Origin of the sequence: Bradyrhizobium sp. 1(2017) (assembly GCF_011602485.2) — a bacterium.
Classification (GTDB): domain Bacteria; phylum Pseudomonadota; class Alphaproteobacteria; order Rhizobiales; family Xanthobacteraceae; genus Bradyrhizobium.
This window is the reverse complement of the sequence record NZ_CP050022.2, coordinates 6,037,328-6,050,103: the sequence shown is the minus strand read 5'-3', so window position 1 is coordinate 6,050,103 and position 12,776 is coordinate 6,037,328. Positions and strand designations below refer to the sequence as shown.

Genomic DNA, 12,776 nt, shown 5'->3' with positions numbered 1-12,776 from the left:
AAAGGCAGTGTTTCCTTGGTTTCGCTTTAGGAACAGAATCCGTCGGACCTCGTTGGGGGCATGAAAGGGTGCGCCATGACGAGCCGCCGCAGAGTGAAGCAAACCGTCTCGCTGCAAGAGCGAATGGCCTACCTGGCGACGAAGTTCAAGGAGCAGGCCTCTCAACTACCGGCTGGAGCCGAACGCGAGGCCTTACTTCAACGAGCCAGGGTTGCCGAAACTGGCGCGCACTTGAGCGATTGGTTGCGCTCCCCCGGCTTGCAGCCGCCGAAGTAAAGCCCATGATCGAACAGCCCCATACTAATCCATATTCTGTACACGCTCGTATCTGCCTTGGCATCGCAGTCTTCGGCGCAGCTGTGTTCATTGCTGCGCTGTTCATGCTCATGGGCGTGCGGTAAGGCCGCCGCAGCTGTCGGCCATCGTTCTCAATTTGACCGCCAGTGAAACCAATCCCCCAATTCAGGGTTTAGTGTTTCGCTTCTGGTCCCCGTATCCCCTACCTGCGGCCAGAAGATTGGCAACAGCGGCTCCGGTTTTGCTCAAGACTGGAGCCGTTTCCTCGTCGAGAGTTGATGGACGGCAGGGAGCGTTAGGCGTAACCTAAGTTAATAGCGGTCTGCCGTGCTGGGGCCGATCATGACAGGTGACTTCGAGCGGATTGCTGAGGAGATCCGTACAGGGCTGGGCTACATGCGCGCCACCGCCAAGCGCGACAGGGAGATGATCGCGAGGTCATTTGATCTGCTCTTTAAAGCCGAGCAGCTACTGAGGATGCCCGTCCCTAAAGTCTGGCATCCCGTGCCCCCGAGAAGTGTAGCCGCCGCCTTAGTGAACGCCCAAAGGTCAGCAACGCCACCATTTTCCCGCCTAGATTGTCGTAATAGGATCTCCCGGATTAGCGCCGGGGAAGTAAAATGAGCAATGACCGGATTGTTACGGCGGCCATCATCGCAGTTGGTGCCCTCAATACGGTGCTCGCAGCAATCGCGGTTCTGTCTTTCTAAGCATAGGGTGATTTTCCAAGGACATTGATCTATCGCAACTAGCGCGCCTGATCCCGATACAGCCTCCTTGCAGGAGGCAACGATGCAACCTTGGATGCAGCCTTGGATGTTTCATGTGCTGGCGTGGGCAATAGCGGCCTTGGGCTTGGCGACCATCCTTTCCATGAGCCTGTAAGCCCGCCTCAGTTGGCGAATTGCGGCGGCTTGCCGCTCCCAAAATCCGGCCTGACCTCGGCCCCGCGGTTGCCGCACGCGCCGCAGACGAAGCGCAACTCAACATCGGATAATCGAACATTGTCAGGCCAGCGATCGGCGTTAAGCGCGATGTGGTGCCCGCAATGGCAATAGATAAGGACGCCGCGTAAGCCCATCTCGCGCATTTCGCCGAAGGTGATCTTGAGCGGCCGACCGTCGGCGTGCGTAGGTGTGTGGCGTTGAGCAGAGCGGGGCATGCCGCCATCGAGACGAGCCGCTGGCCAGAGTCAAATTATCAATCCCTTGAGCCTCGGAACGCGCGCGAGCTACTGCCCGCCGTGGGTGTGGAAGACTCGACTCTTCAGCACATCCCTATGGTGTTTTAGATCGGCAGATTGTCGGTCAGGCCGGGAGGAGGTTCACCGAGTTCAGTTCCCTCCCGGTTTAATTCGTCCTCGGCTTGACGCCAGAACGAATCCGCTTGCCCTTCAGGTTCGCCAGCGTCCTTCCATAGCTGAAACGCTTTTGCTCGGATCTCGTCTTCGGTTGGCGCCGTCATGATCTAGCTCCTTGAGCGGCTAGCATAGAGAAAGAAGGGCCCCGCGTTGGCAGGGCCCTTGCTGTTCACCACTTCTGGCGTCCGTACCAGTCGTCGACTTCCTTTCGAGCCTGGTCCTTTGCGTAGCCGTACCGCTGCTGCAAACGGCCTTCGAGCTGATCCTGTTTACCAGCGATCACATCGAGATCGTCGTCGGTCAGCTTGCCCCACTGCTCTTTGACCTTGCCCTTCATTTCCTTCCAGTTACCTTCCACACGATTCCAGTCCATTGTGAATCTCCCTTCAGAACCTTGGACGAAGATGGTCCGTTCATCGGATGTCTCGGGCGCCAAGGCGTCCTAAAGCGGATCTCAGTCAACATGTGTACGTTTTGGCTGCTTCGGTTCGCTCAGCCTCCTCGAACAAGTTGAGCAAGTCTTCGGAGATCATCTCCCTCCATGAGCGGTAGACGCGCTCGAGCGGCTTTTGTTGCGGTCCAAAAGTGGACATAAGTCAGAAAAAATCTCGCGGTCGACCTGACACGCCTGACTGCTCGCGCGAGTTCGACCAGCAAGAAATGGTAGTTTCGAAATCTGCGCAAAAGGGCTCGAACCGGACCTTGCATGCTCCGCCTGAAGCCTGGCGCGAGGCGCGCTCTCGCGTCGGATCGTCCCGTTATCGCCGATGGCGCCGAGGCACTTGCCGCTAATAGACGAAGCGCGGATTTACGCTGACGAGGCGGCCGGAAGCGAACCTAGACACTGCGGGAAGCTTGGGGTTTCCCGAGCGGCGTATCCCGGGTCGTCGGACGGCGACGAACGGGAGCCTGGCTCGCGTTTTACATCGCGCGTACTCGACCTCCAGCCAAGCAAGCCCGCCGTTGAGGCATTGGCCAATCGTCGGAGAGGGTTGGGCAGGACCGCCGTAGCCTTCCATGCGATGGACCAGGCTTCCGCCTCCGCCCGGTCGGCCTCACGTACAGCCCTCCTGGGCGCGCTCACGGGCTCCTTGGGCGTGGATCTTCGCGCCTAGGATCCGGCCGCCCCAGATGACCTCTCGCGACTTGGTGCTCATGCGAGATAGATTCCGGCGAACTGAGCGGGAGGCAAGCCGCTAGGCCTAGAGGCGTCCCTGCGGCACCGCATCAAAAGGTTGGTCAATATCGAGTAGTGCTTCGATCTGGAAAAATAACTTTCGAAATACCGAAATTTGTCTTGCTCCGTCGGGCAAAACAATGATTGATAAGACGCTGGCTCTAACGATGCGAAAGGACCCAGCGCAATGGCCGATGAAGCCGATGTGTCGTCGGAACTGTCGAAGATTGCCAAGCTCAACGGCGACTTCAGGAGAAACTACGGCACGCTGCTCGGAGCATTCCTGTATCTGAGATCCATCATTGCTGCGCGCCGCCGCTCCTGGCTGTGGGGCGGCCTGTTTTCCCTGGTATGCTCGTGTGTGCTAGGATGGGTGAGTAAGCACGGTCTTTCGTTGCCGCAATGATCGCACCAAAAGCGTACGTGGTCCGGCTTTGTAGCGGAGGCGTGCATGGCCCGTCCCGGCGGATGTCCCGATCACCATCAATTGCACGCTGTAGGCCGCCGAGCGCGGCTTTGCGATCATCGGTGCGACGTGGAAATTTACCAATGTCGGCGCCAGACGCTGCAATGCCAGTCGGAGTGAAAGAACAGGCGAATGAATGGCCGCGCGGAGATCGCGATCCGCGCGGTCGCCGCGCTCAAGGCGCGCGCCGGCATACCTTAGTTAACTCGCCTATTCAGCTTAGCCCTCATCGCGACTAACTCCCTTCAGGGGCTCGAGAGCGCGGGGCGCGCGCGGGTGAAGTATCAGCGAGATCTCTATGAGGGGAGGGGCCCGAAAGCAGTGCGAAGTAGAACGTGTAAAATGGGATGAGGCGGCGCGTTGCTCCGCTTCTGCGACCCGGTCTCGTAGATCTTCCAATTCTGAGAGCTGAGCAACGAGTTCGTTCAAACGGTGGGCAAAAGCGATCCCACGGGATTTTCGCATGAAAGCCCCTAACTACAGAAATTTATGAAACACACCGCAGTAAAAGGCGAACGGCCGGCGATTGCATTAAAGCAAGTGAATCGCTCGCGGCCCTTCAGCGGCACGCGGACGCGCTTGAAACACCGCCAGCTTAGGAACTAGGCAAAGAGCGGTCGGTTGCAACCAGACTTCAACAGGAGGAAACAACCATGAAGTTTGGGAAGATAGCGCTGACGGCGGCGTTCATACTCGGATCGATCGCTGCCGCATCGGCACAGGGCGGTGGCGCCGGTGGCGGTGCCGGTGGCGCAGGCGGTGCAGGCGCAGGTGCAGGAGCGGGCGGAGCCGGCGGCGCCGGTGCTGGTTCGGGCGCAGGCGGGAGCGGCGCGGGCTCGGGTGGAGGCGGCGGCAACTCTCCGGCGGCGACGAGCGGTCAAGGGGCTTCGAGCAGTCCTGGATCGGCAAATCCCGGAGCGACAATGAATGACCCGAAGATGAACGGAAAATAGGAACAAAGCTCCCTCCGCTTTCGACCGGCGGAAGCTTCTTTGAGTTGCGGCCGGCAAGCTCCCCGCTCGGCCAGTCTGGTGGTCTAGGCCAGAGCTGAGCGGGGAGCTGCCGCGCCGGGCCCCACGTCGGCCTGCCAAGCTAGAAACGTGCCATGACAGTCGTGTGAACGCGATGGCCTAGTGGACTTTGATATTTTCTAGCGGCAATCGCAGTTCAGCGGCGCGCTCTTCTTGATCCTTCATGCGGAACTCCTTCTCCTTCCGCTCGAATTCACGCAGCTCTCTTTGAGCCGCATCTCGCAGGCGGTTGCGATGCTCGGTCATGACGCGTTTTTCCTGATAGCTTGCCTATGATGAAGGCGGGCTGTTTTAGAATGCTCGCAGATTGAGGATTTGTGACGATGGCGTTTCGTCTGCCGATAGCACGGCAAGGAACAAATGGTGTCAATGCGCCATCAGTTTCCAAAACGCACGACCGAGTGGAAACAGAATGCGAACTCGGCTCGGCTCGTATCGCTCCAATTCAGCTTTCGGCGAAACGTTCTGATAGTCTCGCGTGGTGGCAGCTCGGCTACTCGCTGCGGCCCTATGGCGACGAGGGCGCGATGGTGGAAGCCTGTGTCTCCGACTATTCGCAGACGGTTGCGATGTGTCCCGGCGATCACTGGCACGCCACGGGCGACGGCGGCCGCGACGTCACGTTCGAGCAGGCGCGAAGCCAGATCGGGAAGGGCGGCGACAAACTCATTCCGGTATTTCTCACAGAGGCTAAGCAAAGGGACCACGGCCAGATCCTCGACGAATGGCGCGGTAAGCGCTTTAAGTCGGCGTACCTGCCGCTCGTCCGTCCTTTCTCGGCGGTTCCGGACCTTTTGCGGCGTGTCCGCAAGGCGGGGCTTCGGGTCGCCGTCGCTTCCTCCGCCAAGAAGGACGAACTCGAGAAGTATCTTGCCATTGCAGGAATCGTCGATCTGGTGGACGTCGCGACCTCGTCCGAAGATGTCGACGAGTCCAAGCCGGCACCGGACATCTTCGATGTCATGCCTGGTGAAGCTTGGCATTAAAGCAGCCGAAGCGGTCGCCATCGGCGACACGCCGTACGACGCTGTGGCCGCCCGCAAGGCCGGCATCCCGACCATCGGCGTACTCTGCGGCGGGTTCACCGAAAGCCCGCTGCGAGAGGCGGGGTGCGTCGAAGTGTACCCCGGACCGAGCGCTCTCTACGCACGCTTCCACAGCACGGCGCTCGCAAAATAGGACGGCGAACGGCGCTCGGCGGTTATTCTTGAGGCGGCTGACCATTGGAGGCGGATACGCCGCCGTCCACCGCCACATTGGCACCGGTAATGAAGCTTGCGTCGTCACTTGCCAGGAACGCTATCACGGCCGCGACTTCCTCGGGTTCGCAGACGCGGCCTAGCGGGATCCGCTCGGCGAATTTCGCCAGCAGCTTCTTGTCGTCCATCATGTCTTCCGTCATGCCCGTACGCGTCAGACTGGGACACACCGCATTCACGCGGATGCCCTTCTTACCGAGATCCAGGGCGAGAGCACGCGTCAGATTGACCACGGCGCCCTTCGCTGCGTTGTAGGGGCTCATGCCCCAGTCGCCGCCAGTCCCCGAGACCGACGCCGTATTCACGATTGAGCCCTTGGTCTTTTCAAGATGGGGCAGTGCCGCGCGGCAGCCGTAGAACACGCCGTCGACGTCGGTCGACATCACCGTCCGCCATTTCTCATTGGTGATGGAAGCCGGGTCGCCGCCTTCATGGACGCCGGCGTTGTTCACAATGACGTCCAGACGACCGAAGCGGTCGACGACTGCTGCGACCATTTCGTCGATGGCGCTCGAATCCGACACGTCGGCGGCTTGGGCCATCGCCTGGTCTGCGGGTAGACTCCTGGCCACTTTTTCCAGTGATGCCTTATCGCGGTCGACCAAGGCAACCTTCGCGCCCTCCGTAACGAAGCGGCGTGCTGTCGCTTCTCCGATACCGGAAGCTGCACCTGTTACGATGACGACCTTACCGTGGAACCTGTCCGCCATGCGGGACGCCTCCTGCTGCGTCTACCCCCCGGATAACCGTCGTCACAGCCGTCGGGTCCTAATTTTCGAGGATCCGGCTTTTCAGGAACGATATTCGAGACGATCGATTGTTGGACAAAACTCAACTCGAAGGATTGGTCCCATGGATTTGACCGGCAAAAAGATCGCCATTCTCGCCGCGAACGGCTTTGAGCAGGCCGAGCTGGAAGTGCCACAGGAGCGCCTGAAGAAAGCTGGCGCAACGGTCGATGTAGTCTCGCTCGCCGCAGGCGAGATCAAGGGCTGGGATAAGAAGGATTGGGGGCGACCGGTAAAGGTCGACAAGACGCTCGACCAGGCATCGGCTGCTGACTACGACGCCGTTGTGTTGCCCGGCGGACAGATTAATCCCGATCTCCTGCGGGTGGAGCCCGCGGCGCTGAAGTTCATCAAGGACATCTTCGATGCCAAGAAGATCGTCGCAGCCGTCTGCCACGCCCCTTGGCTTCTCATCGAGACGGGCATAGCGAAAGGTCGCAAGTTGACGTCATTCAAGTCGATCAAGACGGACGTGGCGAACGCCGGCGCGAAGTGGGAGGACGCGGAGGTCGTCGTGGACCAGGGCGTTATCACCTCCCGCAACCCGGGTGATCTTGAGGCCTTCTGTGACAAAATCATCGAGGAGGTCAAGGAAGGTCGACACACCCGGCGCAGCGCGGCCTGACAACAATGCAGAGTGTGAAGATGTCGGGCAAGGCGGGTTCCGCAACCCGCGTCATCATCCTCGACTCCGGGGAGGAAGCGTTCGCCACGCTTACCAAATTTGCGAACGATGCGGGGATTACCGCGGCGTCGCTCACCGCTATCGGCGCCTTCGAAAGAGCGACGGTTGGTTGGTTCGATTTCGAGAAGAAGACCTACAAGAAGATCGAAATCGCAGAGCAGTGCGAAGTGCTGAGCGCGATCGGCGACATCGCCGTCGGCGACGACGGTAAGGCAAGTCTTCACGTGCATGTGGTCTTGGGATTGGCCAACGGGACCACTCGCGGCGGGCACCTTCTCGAAGCAAAGGTCCGACCAACACTCGAAGTTGTCGTGGCGGACACGCCAGCCCATCTCAGGCGTAAGAAGAAGCCTGAGCTTGGCATAGCGCTGATCGATATCGCGGCGACGAAAGACGGGGGCAGCATCGACTAAAGCCAATCGTGCCGGCTTGGCCGATACAATGTCTTTGTCGGCAGTCGTGAAGGAATGCCGTTAAGTCTCGTCTCTTCGATACCTCTCACGCGTGACGTCTTCGGCCACGCGATCCAATGCACGGTTTCGGTAGCGATAGCTGATGACGCCATAGATTAGTGCCGTGAGGAGTACAAGCGCTCCAAGGAAAAAGACGGCTTCGAGACCCATCTTGCTCTCCTTATGGCAACTTACGCAGCGCGCCGTTTTCTAGTCTTGGCCGCCTTTTTGGCGGACCTCGAGCGCTCCGATGCCGGCCGCTTGGCCGAGGCCGCGCCGCCCAATCGGCCGCCTTTGCGGGCCGGCGAATGATCTTCCTCGGCGCCACGACCCGAGCCACTCTTCTTCCCGCCGTGGGTCTCCTTGTTCACGGTCGCCCAGGCGCGCCGTTCCGCTTCCTTCTCCGGAACGCCGCGGTGCTCATAGCCCTCTTCGATGTGCTCGGCCTGGCGCTTCTGCTTGTCGGTGTAACTGGACTTGTCGCCACGAGGCATGACGCTCCTCCCGTCGGTTGAAAATATTCGGTTTAAGACTGGGAAGACCTGACGGTTCCAATAGCAGGAGATCGTATTGGCGCGGGAAGAACACGATCTGGTGCAGGACTCTCTCGACGATTTTTGGCGCCTTACGCCCTGCGGCGCGGGAAGTCGTCCAGCTTTCGTATTCAGTTTTGGGAGAGACATTCGGGGCATGTGTCACCGATCGATCCGAACACGGCGCTGATCTCGGCAGCCGCTTGCTCCGGCGACAATCCAGGTGGCGGATCCAGTCTGGCGACATCCAAGGCGATCGCGAGCGTGAGGGTCCGCTCGGTCTTGCATCCAACCGTGTTCCTCGCACGCCAGGATGGCGCCAGCTTCCAACAATACCGACCGCGCCCAGCCGGAGCTCGCCGCCGCACGCCTTGCGCGCGAGTCCATGCTGGCGGCCGTGAGGCTGGATGCGCCGTCGGCCGAGACCATTAACCAGGTGATGATGGGCCGCCAACTCGTTGAGCGCCACGCGATTGCGGCCGTAGAGCTTGGGATGCAGCTCGCCGGCGGCGCCGGCTTCTTCCGCGCCACCGGCCTTGAACGCCGCTTCCGCGACATTCAGGCCGCCCGTTACCACCCGCTGCAGGCTGGACCCCAAGAGCTGTATGCTGGCTCGATCGCGCTGGGTCTGCCCGTGGACAAGGTGTTTTAGAGTCTCGCGGCGCGACACTTACCCCCCTTCTTTTTGGGGGCATGGGTGGCTTTCGGCCGCCGTCTCAAACAACTCGGTTGCTCTGAGATCGATCATTTCGGAAGCTTCGCGGAGGGTGGGGTTTCTGTCTGTGGAGACAGATCCTCATCCTTCCGGGGAAGATGGAAAACCACGATTTAATTGTCGGGCGGCTTGGTTCTGCGCGCAAAGATGGAAGCAGGTTCATCCGTTCATGGTGCCCTCGACCGCATGGGTTACATGCCAGACCTCCTGTTACGACTTGCGCGGCAAGCCGTCCGCTCGAGTTGGGCAACGAGCTTGCCTTCGTCCGCAGCCTGGCGGCCTGGCATCTCGGTCGCCTCGGTCCGGTCTTCCCGGGGATCGAACAAGCGCTCCACCCCCTCCGACAGCTAGCGGGCGATGAGGATCCGAGCGTGCGGGTGGAGGCTGCGCTGGCGCTGGTGATGCTCGAGGGGAAGGGCGCCCCGCCGCCGGAGCTGAAGTCCTTGTGCCGGCGGCATCGCCTTGCACGGATTCGTTCGATCTCTAGCAATACGATCTCGGCGTCAGTCACCGAGCCTCTCTCCGAAGTCGAAGGCTCTCGTCGCCGATAGCGGTCGCTCATTTTGACCACCTGCTCCGGACCATTTCTCGCCCGGCGAGGAATTGCGTGCGAACGGCGGCTTTTGACGAACTAGCAAGGGCTGCCCTTCGGTAGGAAAACAGGACTTCGGAGATAGTGGGTGCGGCGATGTACAAATCGGACAATCCGAGATTGGATTGGTGCCAATTTGAACCGATCGTTTCGGACTTGAGCCTGAAGCCACGGCGGTTGCCTATCGGCTCGTCAAGAGATCGGTTTGGTGGTCGTCGCGGGCGCGATTCTGGTCGCAGAGTCACAACCAGAATGTTCGGGTCGGGGGCTTTCTACCCTAAGCTACCCTGCCATCCTGTTTGCCAATTGCGCAACGCCAAGTCGCCAGGCGCTCGGCCACGGCAAGGCCATCTGCGGATGCATTGGCTGGTTGAAGTCGTCCACAACGTTCCAGCGGGCCTGCCTTCCTGGATCGAGCTGTTGAGACGTTGGAGGTCAACCAGCGTTCTTCGCCGAAACGCCGTTGCTTGTCGGCGAAGACCGTCTCGCGCCGGGGCCCGGATGAACGTGGACTGCCGTCGCCGTCAGCGGCTCACCGCATTCGGAGCAGATCATGACAGGATCAAACATCTTGTGGCAGTTCTTGTGTTCATGCAGCAGCGGTCGTCCGCGCGAGTCGACCATGTGGACGTTGCCCCAGTGCACAATCGACATGATGATCGGGTAGAGATCGAGACCCTTTTGCGTCAGGATATACTCGTAGCGCTTCGGCGCTTCTTGATACGGAATCTTGCGCAGTACGCCAAAGCGGACGAATTTCTTCAGCCGATCGGCGAGCAGATGGCGGGTGATTCCGAGCGACGTCTGGAAGTCATCAAATCTGCGAATGCGCAAGAAACATTCGCGCAGGATGAGGAGGCTCCAGCGGTCACCGATCACCGCCACGGTACGGGCGAGAGAGCATGGCTCCTCCTCAAGGGTATCCCATTTCATTGTCGTCTCCAGCGAATCCGTGGCGGCATTGCAAATAAATTCTAAATAGGAACTCACAGTAAATCAATAGGATGCCCTTATTCGCGCATCGTTATAGGCATTGTATGATAAACATCATATTGACAGTTCTAAAATAGAACCTTATCGGTGCAGCACGATCAATCGGGTGGCGAACAACCACCGCCATCGAAGGGAAGGGCGTTCCATGGCTGCTCCGCTCAAGGTCGAGTTTCAGTTCGATTTCGGCAGTCCCAACGCTTACCTCGCCGAGCTCGCGTTGCCCGGCATCGAGCAGCGAACCGGCGTCAAGTTCGACTACGTGCCGGTGCTGCTCGGCGGCGTCTACAAGGCGACCGGCAACCTGTCGCCTGCCGAGTCGCTGCGCGGGATCAAGAACAAGCCGGAATACAATGCGCTCGAGACCCAACGCTTCCTGCGCCGGCACAACATCACGAAGTTCACGGTGAACCCGTTCTTCCCGGTGAACACCCTGGCGCTGATGCGCGGCGCTGTTGCCGCGGAGTTCGAGGGGGCGTTCGAGCCCTACTTCCGCGCTGCCTATCACCACATGTGGGTCGAGCCCAAGAAGATGGACGATCCGCAGGTCTTCCGCGATGCGTTTCTGTCATCAGGGCTGGACATCGATCGCATCAGCGCCCGCGCTCAGCAGGACGACGTCAAGAAGAGGTTGATCGAGAACACCAGCAGCGCCGTGACGCGCGGTACGTTCGGCTCGCCGACGTTCTTCGTCGGTGACGAGATCTACTTCGGCAAGGACAGCCTGCGCGACGTCGAGGAGGAAATCCAGGCGCAATCGGTCGCAGCGCGGCGCAAGAGCGCCTGACCGGGCGGGGGATATCCGGAACGAGTCGAGCCCGCAAAGGGCCTTTCAACGGGAGGTGGCATTGGCGAACTGGCAGCAGGCTGCAGCGGAAATCACCGAGATGTTGCCGCAGCGCATTCATGAGGTGATGGACCCCTATGTTGCCACCACACCCGACCGGACGGCGCTCATCGAAGACAATACCACGCTGACCTATCGCGAGCTCGACCGCGCGGTCGGCGCCACGACGGAGGCGCTACGCACCCTCGACATCCGCGCCGGCGATCGGATGATGATCGTGAGCGAAAACGCGATCGCGCTCGCCTGCCTCCTGTTCGCGGCCAGTCGCCTCGATGCCTGGGCGATCGTGGCTAACCCGCGGCTGTCGCCGCGTGAGCTCGATCAGATTAGAGATCACAGCGGCGCCCGTCGCATGTTCTTTACGGCGGAGGTTTCCGAAGAGGCGGCCTCGCACGCCACGCGTTACAACGCTCCGGTGCAGGATGTTGGTCCGCTCCACGGCATCGGCGTGTCTGTCCTGAACGAGGACACGCATGCCGAGCCGGTCGAGGCCGACGGCGCACGTCAGGTGGCGGTGCTCATCTATACGTCCGGTACGACTGGAGCGCCGAAGGGGGTCATGCTCACGCATCGGAACCTGCTGTTTTCCGCAAGGACCACCGCGAACTTGCGGAGCATGACGGCGGAGGACGTGCAGTATTGCGTGCTGCCGATCTCGCATATCGTCGGCATCTCGCTGCTGACGATGACGCTGATGGTCGGTGGTGTGACCCGGCTGGTCACCAAATACAATCCCGCTGCGCTTGCCAAGGCGCTGGCCGAGGAAGGCATCACGCTCTTGAACGGCGTGCCCGCCACCTACCAGCGGCTGCTGGAATACAAGCAGACGGCCGGCTTGCCCAAGCTCATGCGCGGCGCGCTGCGCCTGATGAGCGTCGCTGGCGCGCCGCTTGACCTCGAGCTCAAGGCAAGGGTCGAGAAGGAGCTTGGTCTGCCGCTCGGCAACGCCTTCGGCATCACCGAATGCTCGCCCGGAATTTCCGGTGTGCGGCCCGAGGCGCCGCGTAGCGACAATTCGGTCGGAGTCCTCGTGCCGGGTATCGAGGCCCGGATCGTTGCGCGGGGCGGCGCGATCGTGACGAACGGCGACATCGGCGAACTGCATGTCCGTGGGCCGAACGTCATGCGCGGTTACTATCGCGCGCCCGACCTCACGGCGAAAGCGATCGACCCGGAAGGGTGGTTCAACACCGGCGACCTCGCGCGCTTCGAGGGCGATGCGATGTTCATCGTTGGTCGCACCAAGGAGATGATCATTCGCTCCGGCTTCAACGTCTATCCGGCCGAGATCGAGGCGGTGCTGAGCACGCATCCAGATGTGGTGCAATGCGCCGTGGTCGGACGATCGGTCCCGGGCAACGAAGAGATTGTGGCGTTCGTCCAGCTCCTCAAGGGCTCCTCGGCAACCGCGCAGGATTTGATGGCACATGTCGCGCCGGAGCTCACGTCCTACAAGCGGCCATCCGAGATCATCCTCATGGACGCGCTGCCGGCCACGTCGACAGGCAAGCTCCTGAAACACAAGCTGGCGGAATCGCTCCGCAACTGAGGCGGGCGAGATCGCTCCAACATCTCACGAAGCTG

16 protein-coding genes and 2 pseudogenes are annotated in these 12,776 nt (G+C 60.6%); 9 read left to right on the top strand and 9 right to left on the bottom strand.

The features are described from left to right. Nucleotides 1-1,189 precede the first annotated feature (1,189 nt). From HAP40_RS28745 to HAP40_RS28730, 4 genes and pseudogenes are all read right to left on the bottom strand, one after another. The gene (locus HAP40_RS28745; RefSeq protein WP_166814597.1) at nucleotides 1,190-1,459 is read right to left on the bottom strand and encodes a hypothetical protein; all 270 of its coding nucleotides are present in this window, start codon (nucleotides 1,457-1,459) and stop codon (nucleotides 1,190-1,192) included. A gap of 125 nt (nucleotides 1,460-1,584) precedes the next feature. Further along, nucleotides 1,585-1,761 (bottom strand): DUF2934 domain-containing protein, encoded by a 177-nt coding sequence (locus HAP40_RS28740; RefSeq protein WP_166814598.1) that lies wholly within the window; start codon nucleotides 1,759-1,761, stop codon nucleotides 1,585-1,587. Between the two features lie 65 nt (nucleotides 1,762-1,826). Beyond that, nucleotides 1,827-2,030: a CsbD family protein gene (locus HAP40_RS28735; RefSeq protein ID WP_166814599.1), complete on the bottom strand. Its 204-nt coding sequence runs from the start codon at nucleotides 2,028-2,030 to the stop codon at nucleotides 1,827-1,829. A gap of 476 nt (nucleotides 2,031-2,506) precedes the next feature. Next, nucleotides 2,507-2,814, bottom strand: a pseudogene (locus HAP40_RS28730) (hypothetical protein); the annotation flags it as partial. A gap of 207 nt (nucleotides 2,815-3,021) precedes the next feature. On the opposite strand from HAP40_RS28730, the gene HAP40_RS28725 reads away from it, so the two are divergent. Continuing rightward, nucleotides 3,022-3,240 (top strand): hypothetical protein, encoded by a 219-nt coding sequence (locus HAP40_RS28725; protein WP_166810878.1) that lies wholly within the window; start codon nucleotides 3,022-3,024, stop codon nucleotides 3,238-3,240. A gap of 1,190 nt (nucleotides 3,241-4,430) precedes the next feature. Here HAP40_RS28725 and HAP40_RS28720 read toward each other — a convergent pair. Next, complete coding sequence (locus HAP40_RS28720; RefSeq protein ID WP_166814600.1) at nucleotides 4,431-4,577, bottom strand: hypothetical protein; 147 nt, start codon at nucleotides 4,575-4,577, stop codon at nucleotides 4,431-4,433. Nucleotides 4,578-4,654: 77 nt separating this feature from the next. Here HAP40_RS28720 and HAP40_RS28715 point away from each other — a divergent pair, with 77 nt between their 5' ends. Next, nucleotides 4,655-5,317 (top strand): HAD family hydrolase, encoded by a 663-nt coding sequence (locus HAP40_RS28715; protein WP_246741278.1) that lies wholly within the window; start codon nucleotides 4,655-4,657, stop codon nucleotides 5,315-5,317. Beyond that, the gene (locus tag HAP40_RS28710; protein WP_246741279.1) at nucleotides 5,289-5,510 is read left to right on the top strand and encodes an HAD family hydrolase; all 222 of its coding nucleotides are present in this window, start codon (nucleotides 5,289-5,291) and stop codon (nucleotides 5,508-5,510) included. Before HAP40_RS28715 ends, HAP40_RS28710 begins: the two co-directional genes overlap by 29 nt. Nucleotides 5,511-5,532: 22 nt before the next feature. On the opposite strand, the gene HAP40_RS28705 is transcribed toward HAP40_RS28710, so the two are convergent. Then, nucleotides 5,533-6,300 carry an SDR family NAD(P)-dependent oxidoreductase gene (locus tag HAP40_RS28705; RefSeq protein ID WP_166814601.1) on the bottom strand — a complete coding sequence of 256 codons (768 nt, stop codon included), beginning with the start codon at nucleotides 6,298-6,300 and terminating at the stop codon, nucleotides 5,533-5,535. Between the two features lie 142 nt (nucleotides 6,301-6,442). On the opposite strand from HAP40_RS28705, the gene HAP40_RS28700 reads away from it, so the two are divergent. Both HAP40_RS28700 and HAP40_RS28695 read left to right on the top strand, forming a co-directional pair. Beyond that, nucleotides 6,443-7,003, top strand: a complete 561-nt coding sequence (locus HAP40_RS28700; RefSeq protein WP_166814602.1) for a type 1 glutamine amidotransferase domain-containing protein — start codon at nucleotides 6,443-6,445, stop codon at nucleotides 7,001-7,003. A gap of 5 nt (nucleotides 7,004-7,008) precedes the next feature. Then, nucleotides 7,009-7,476 carry a PPC domain-containing DNA-binding protein gene (locus tag HAP40_RS28695; RefSeq protein ID WP_166814603.1) on the top strand — a complete coding sequence of 156 codons (468 nt, stop codon included), beginning with the start codon at nucleotides 7,009-7,011 and terminating at the stop codon, nucleotides 7,474-7,476. A gap of 230 nt (nucleotides 7,477-7,706) precedes the next feature. On the opposite strand, the gene HAP40_RS28690 is transcribed toward HAP40_RS28695, so the two are convergent. Beyond that, nucleotides 7,707-8,009: a plasmid stabilization protein gene (locus HAP40_RS28690; RefSeq protein WP_166814604.1), complete on the bottom strand. Its 303-nt coding sequence runs from the start codon at nucleotides 8,007-8,009 to the stop codon at nucleotides 7,707-7,709. 170 nt (nucleotides 8,010-8,179) lie between these two features. Beyond that, nucleotides 8,180-8,435: pseudogene (locus HAP40_RS28685) on the bottom strand (hypothetical protein). On the opposite strand from HAP40_RS28685, the gene HAP40_RS28680 reads away from it, so the two are divergent. Both HAP40_RS28680 and HAP40_RS37400 read left to right on the top strand, forming a co-directional pair. After that, nucleotides 8,362-8,700 (top strand): acyl-CoA dehydrogenase family protein, encoded by a 339-nt coding sequence (locus HAP40_RS28680; RefSeq protein WP_166814605.1) that lies wholly within the window; start codon nucleotides 8,362-8,364, stop codon nucleotides 8,698-8,700. The pseudogene HAP40_RS28685 and the gene HAP40_RS28680 sit on opposite strands and share 74 nt — an antisense overlap. Nucleotides 8,701-8,861: 161 nt before the next feature. Then, the gene (locus HAP40_RS37400; protein ID WP_414645349.1) at nucleotides 8,862-9,314 is read left to right on the top strand and encodes a HEAT repeat domain-containing protein; all 453 of its coding nucleotides are present in this window, start codon (nucleotides 8,862-8,864) and stop codon (nucleotides 9,312-9,314) included. Nucleotides 9,315-9,790: 476 nt separating this feature from the next. On the opposite strand, the gene HAP40_RS28675 is transcribed toward HAP40_RS37400, so the two are convergent. Next, entirely contained in the window at nucleotides 9,791-10,288 is a 498-nt protein-coding gene (locus tag HAP40_RS28675) for a winged helix-turn-helix transcriptional regulator (protein WP_166814607.1), read from the bottom strand. Between the two features lie 205 nt (nucleotides 10,289-10,493). On the opposite strand from HAP40_RS28675, the gene HAP40_RS28670 reads away from it, so the two are divergent. Continuing rightward, the gene (locus HAP40_RS28670) at nucleotides 10,494-11,132 is read left to right on the top strand and encodes a 2-hydroxychromene-2-carboxylate isomerase (RefSeq protein ID WP_166814608.1); all 639 of its coding nucleotides are present in this window, start codon (nucleotides 10,494-10,496) and stop codon (nucleotides 11,130-11,132) included. 55 nt (nucleotides 11,133-11,187) lie between these two features. After that, nucleotides 11,188-12,741 (top strand): class I adenylate-forming enzyme family protein, encoded by a 1,554-nt coding sequence (locus HAP40_RS28665; RefSeq protein ID WP_414645348.1) that lies wholly within the window; start codon nucleotides 11,188-11,190, stop codon nucleotides 12,739-12,741. The last annotated feature ends 35 nt before the right edge of the window (nucleotides 12,742-12,776 follow it).

What these genes read in the sequence shown, in the direction of transcription:
- HAP40_RS28745 (WP_166814597.1), bottom strand. Translation starts at nt 1,459, where the DNA reads ATGCCCCGCTCTGCTCAACGCCACACACCTACGCACGCCGACGGTCGG.
- HAP40_RS28740 (WP_166814598.1), bottom strand. Translation starts at nt 1,761, where the DNA reads ATGACGGCGCCAACCGAAGACGAGATCCGAGCAAAAGCGTTTCAGCTA.
- HAP40_RS28735 (WP_166814599.1), bottom strand. Translation starts at nt 2,030, where the DNA reads ATGGACTGGAATCGTGTGGAAGGTAACTGGAAGGAAATGAAGGGCAAG.
- HAP40_RS28725 (WP_166810878.1), top strand. Translation starts at nt 3,022, where the DNA reads ATGGCCGATGAAGCCGATGTGTCGTCGGAACTGTCGAAGATTGCCAAG.
- HAP40_RS28720 (WP_166814600.1), bottom strand. Translation starts at nt 4,577, where the DNA reads ATGACCGAGCATCGCAACCGCCTGCGAGATGCGGCTCAAAGAGAGCTG.
- HAP40_RS28715 (WP_246741278.1), top strand. Translation starts at nt 4,655, where the DNA reads ATGGCGTTTCGTCTGCCGATAGCACGGCAAGGAACAAATGGTGTCAAT.
- HAP40_RS28710 (WP_246741279.1), top strand. Translation starts at nt 5,289, where the DNA reads ATGTCATGCCTGGTGAAGCTTGGCATTAAAGCAGCCGAAGCGGTCGCC.
- HAP40_RS28705 (WP_166814601.1), bottom strand. Translation starts at nt 6,300, where the DNA reads ATGGCGGACAGGTTCCACGGTAAGGTCGTCATCGTAACAGGTGCAGCT.
- HAP40_RS28700 (WP_166814602.1), top strand. Translation starts at nt 6,443, where the DNA reads ATGGATTTGACCGGCAAAAAGATCGCCATTCTCGCCGCGAACGGCTTT.
- HAP40_RS28695 (WP_166814603.1), top strand. Translation starts at nt 7,009, where the DNA reads ATGCAGAGTGTGAAGATGTCGGGCAAGGCGGGTTCCGCAACCCGCGTC.
- HAP40_RS28690 (WP_166814604.1), bottom strand. Translation starts at nt 8,009, where the DNA reads ATGCCTCGTGGCGACAAGTCCAGTTACACCGACAAGCAGAAGCGCCAG.
- HAP40_RS28680 (WP_166814605.1), top strand. Translation starts at nt 8,362, where the DNA reads ATGGCGCCAGCTTCCAACAATACCGACCGCGCCCAGCCGGAGCTCGCC.
- HAP40_RS37400 (WP_414645349.1), top strand. Translation starts at nt 8,862, where the DNA reads ATGGAAAACCACGATTTAATTGTCGGGCGGCTTGGTTCTGCGCGCAAA.
- HAP40_RS28675 (WP_166814607.1), bottom strand. Translation starts at nt 10,288, where the DNA reads ATGAAATGGGATACCCTTGAGGAGGAGCCATGCTCTCTCGCCCGTACC.
- HAP40_RS28670 (WP_166814608.1), top strand. Translation starts at nt 10,494, where the DNA reads ATGGCTGCTCCGCTCAAGGTCGAGTTTCAGTTCGATTTCGGCAGTCCC.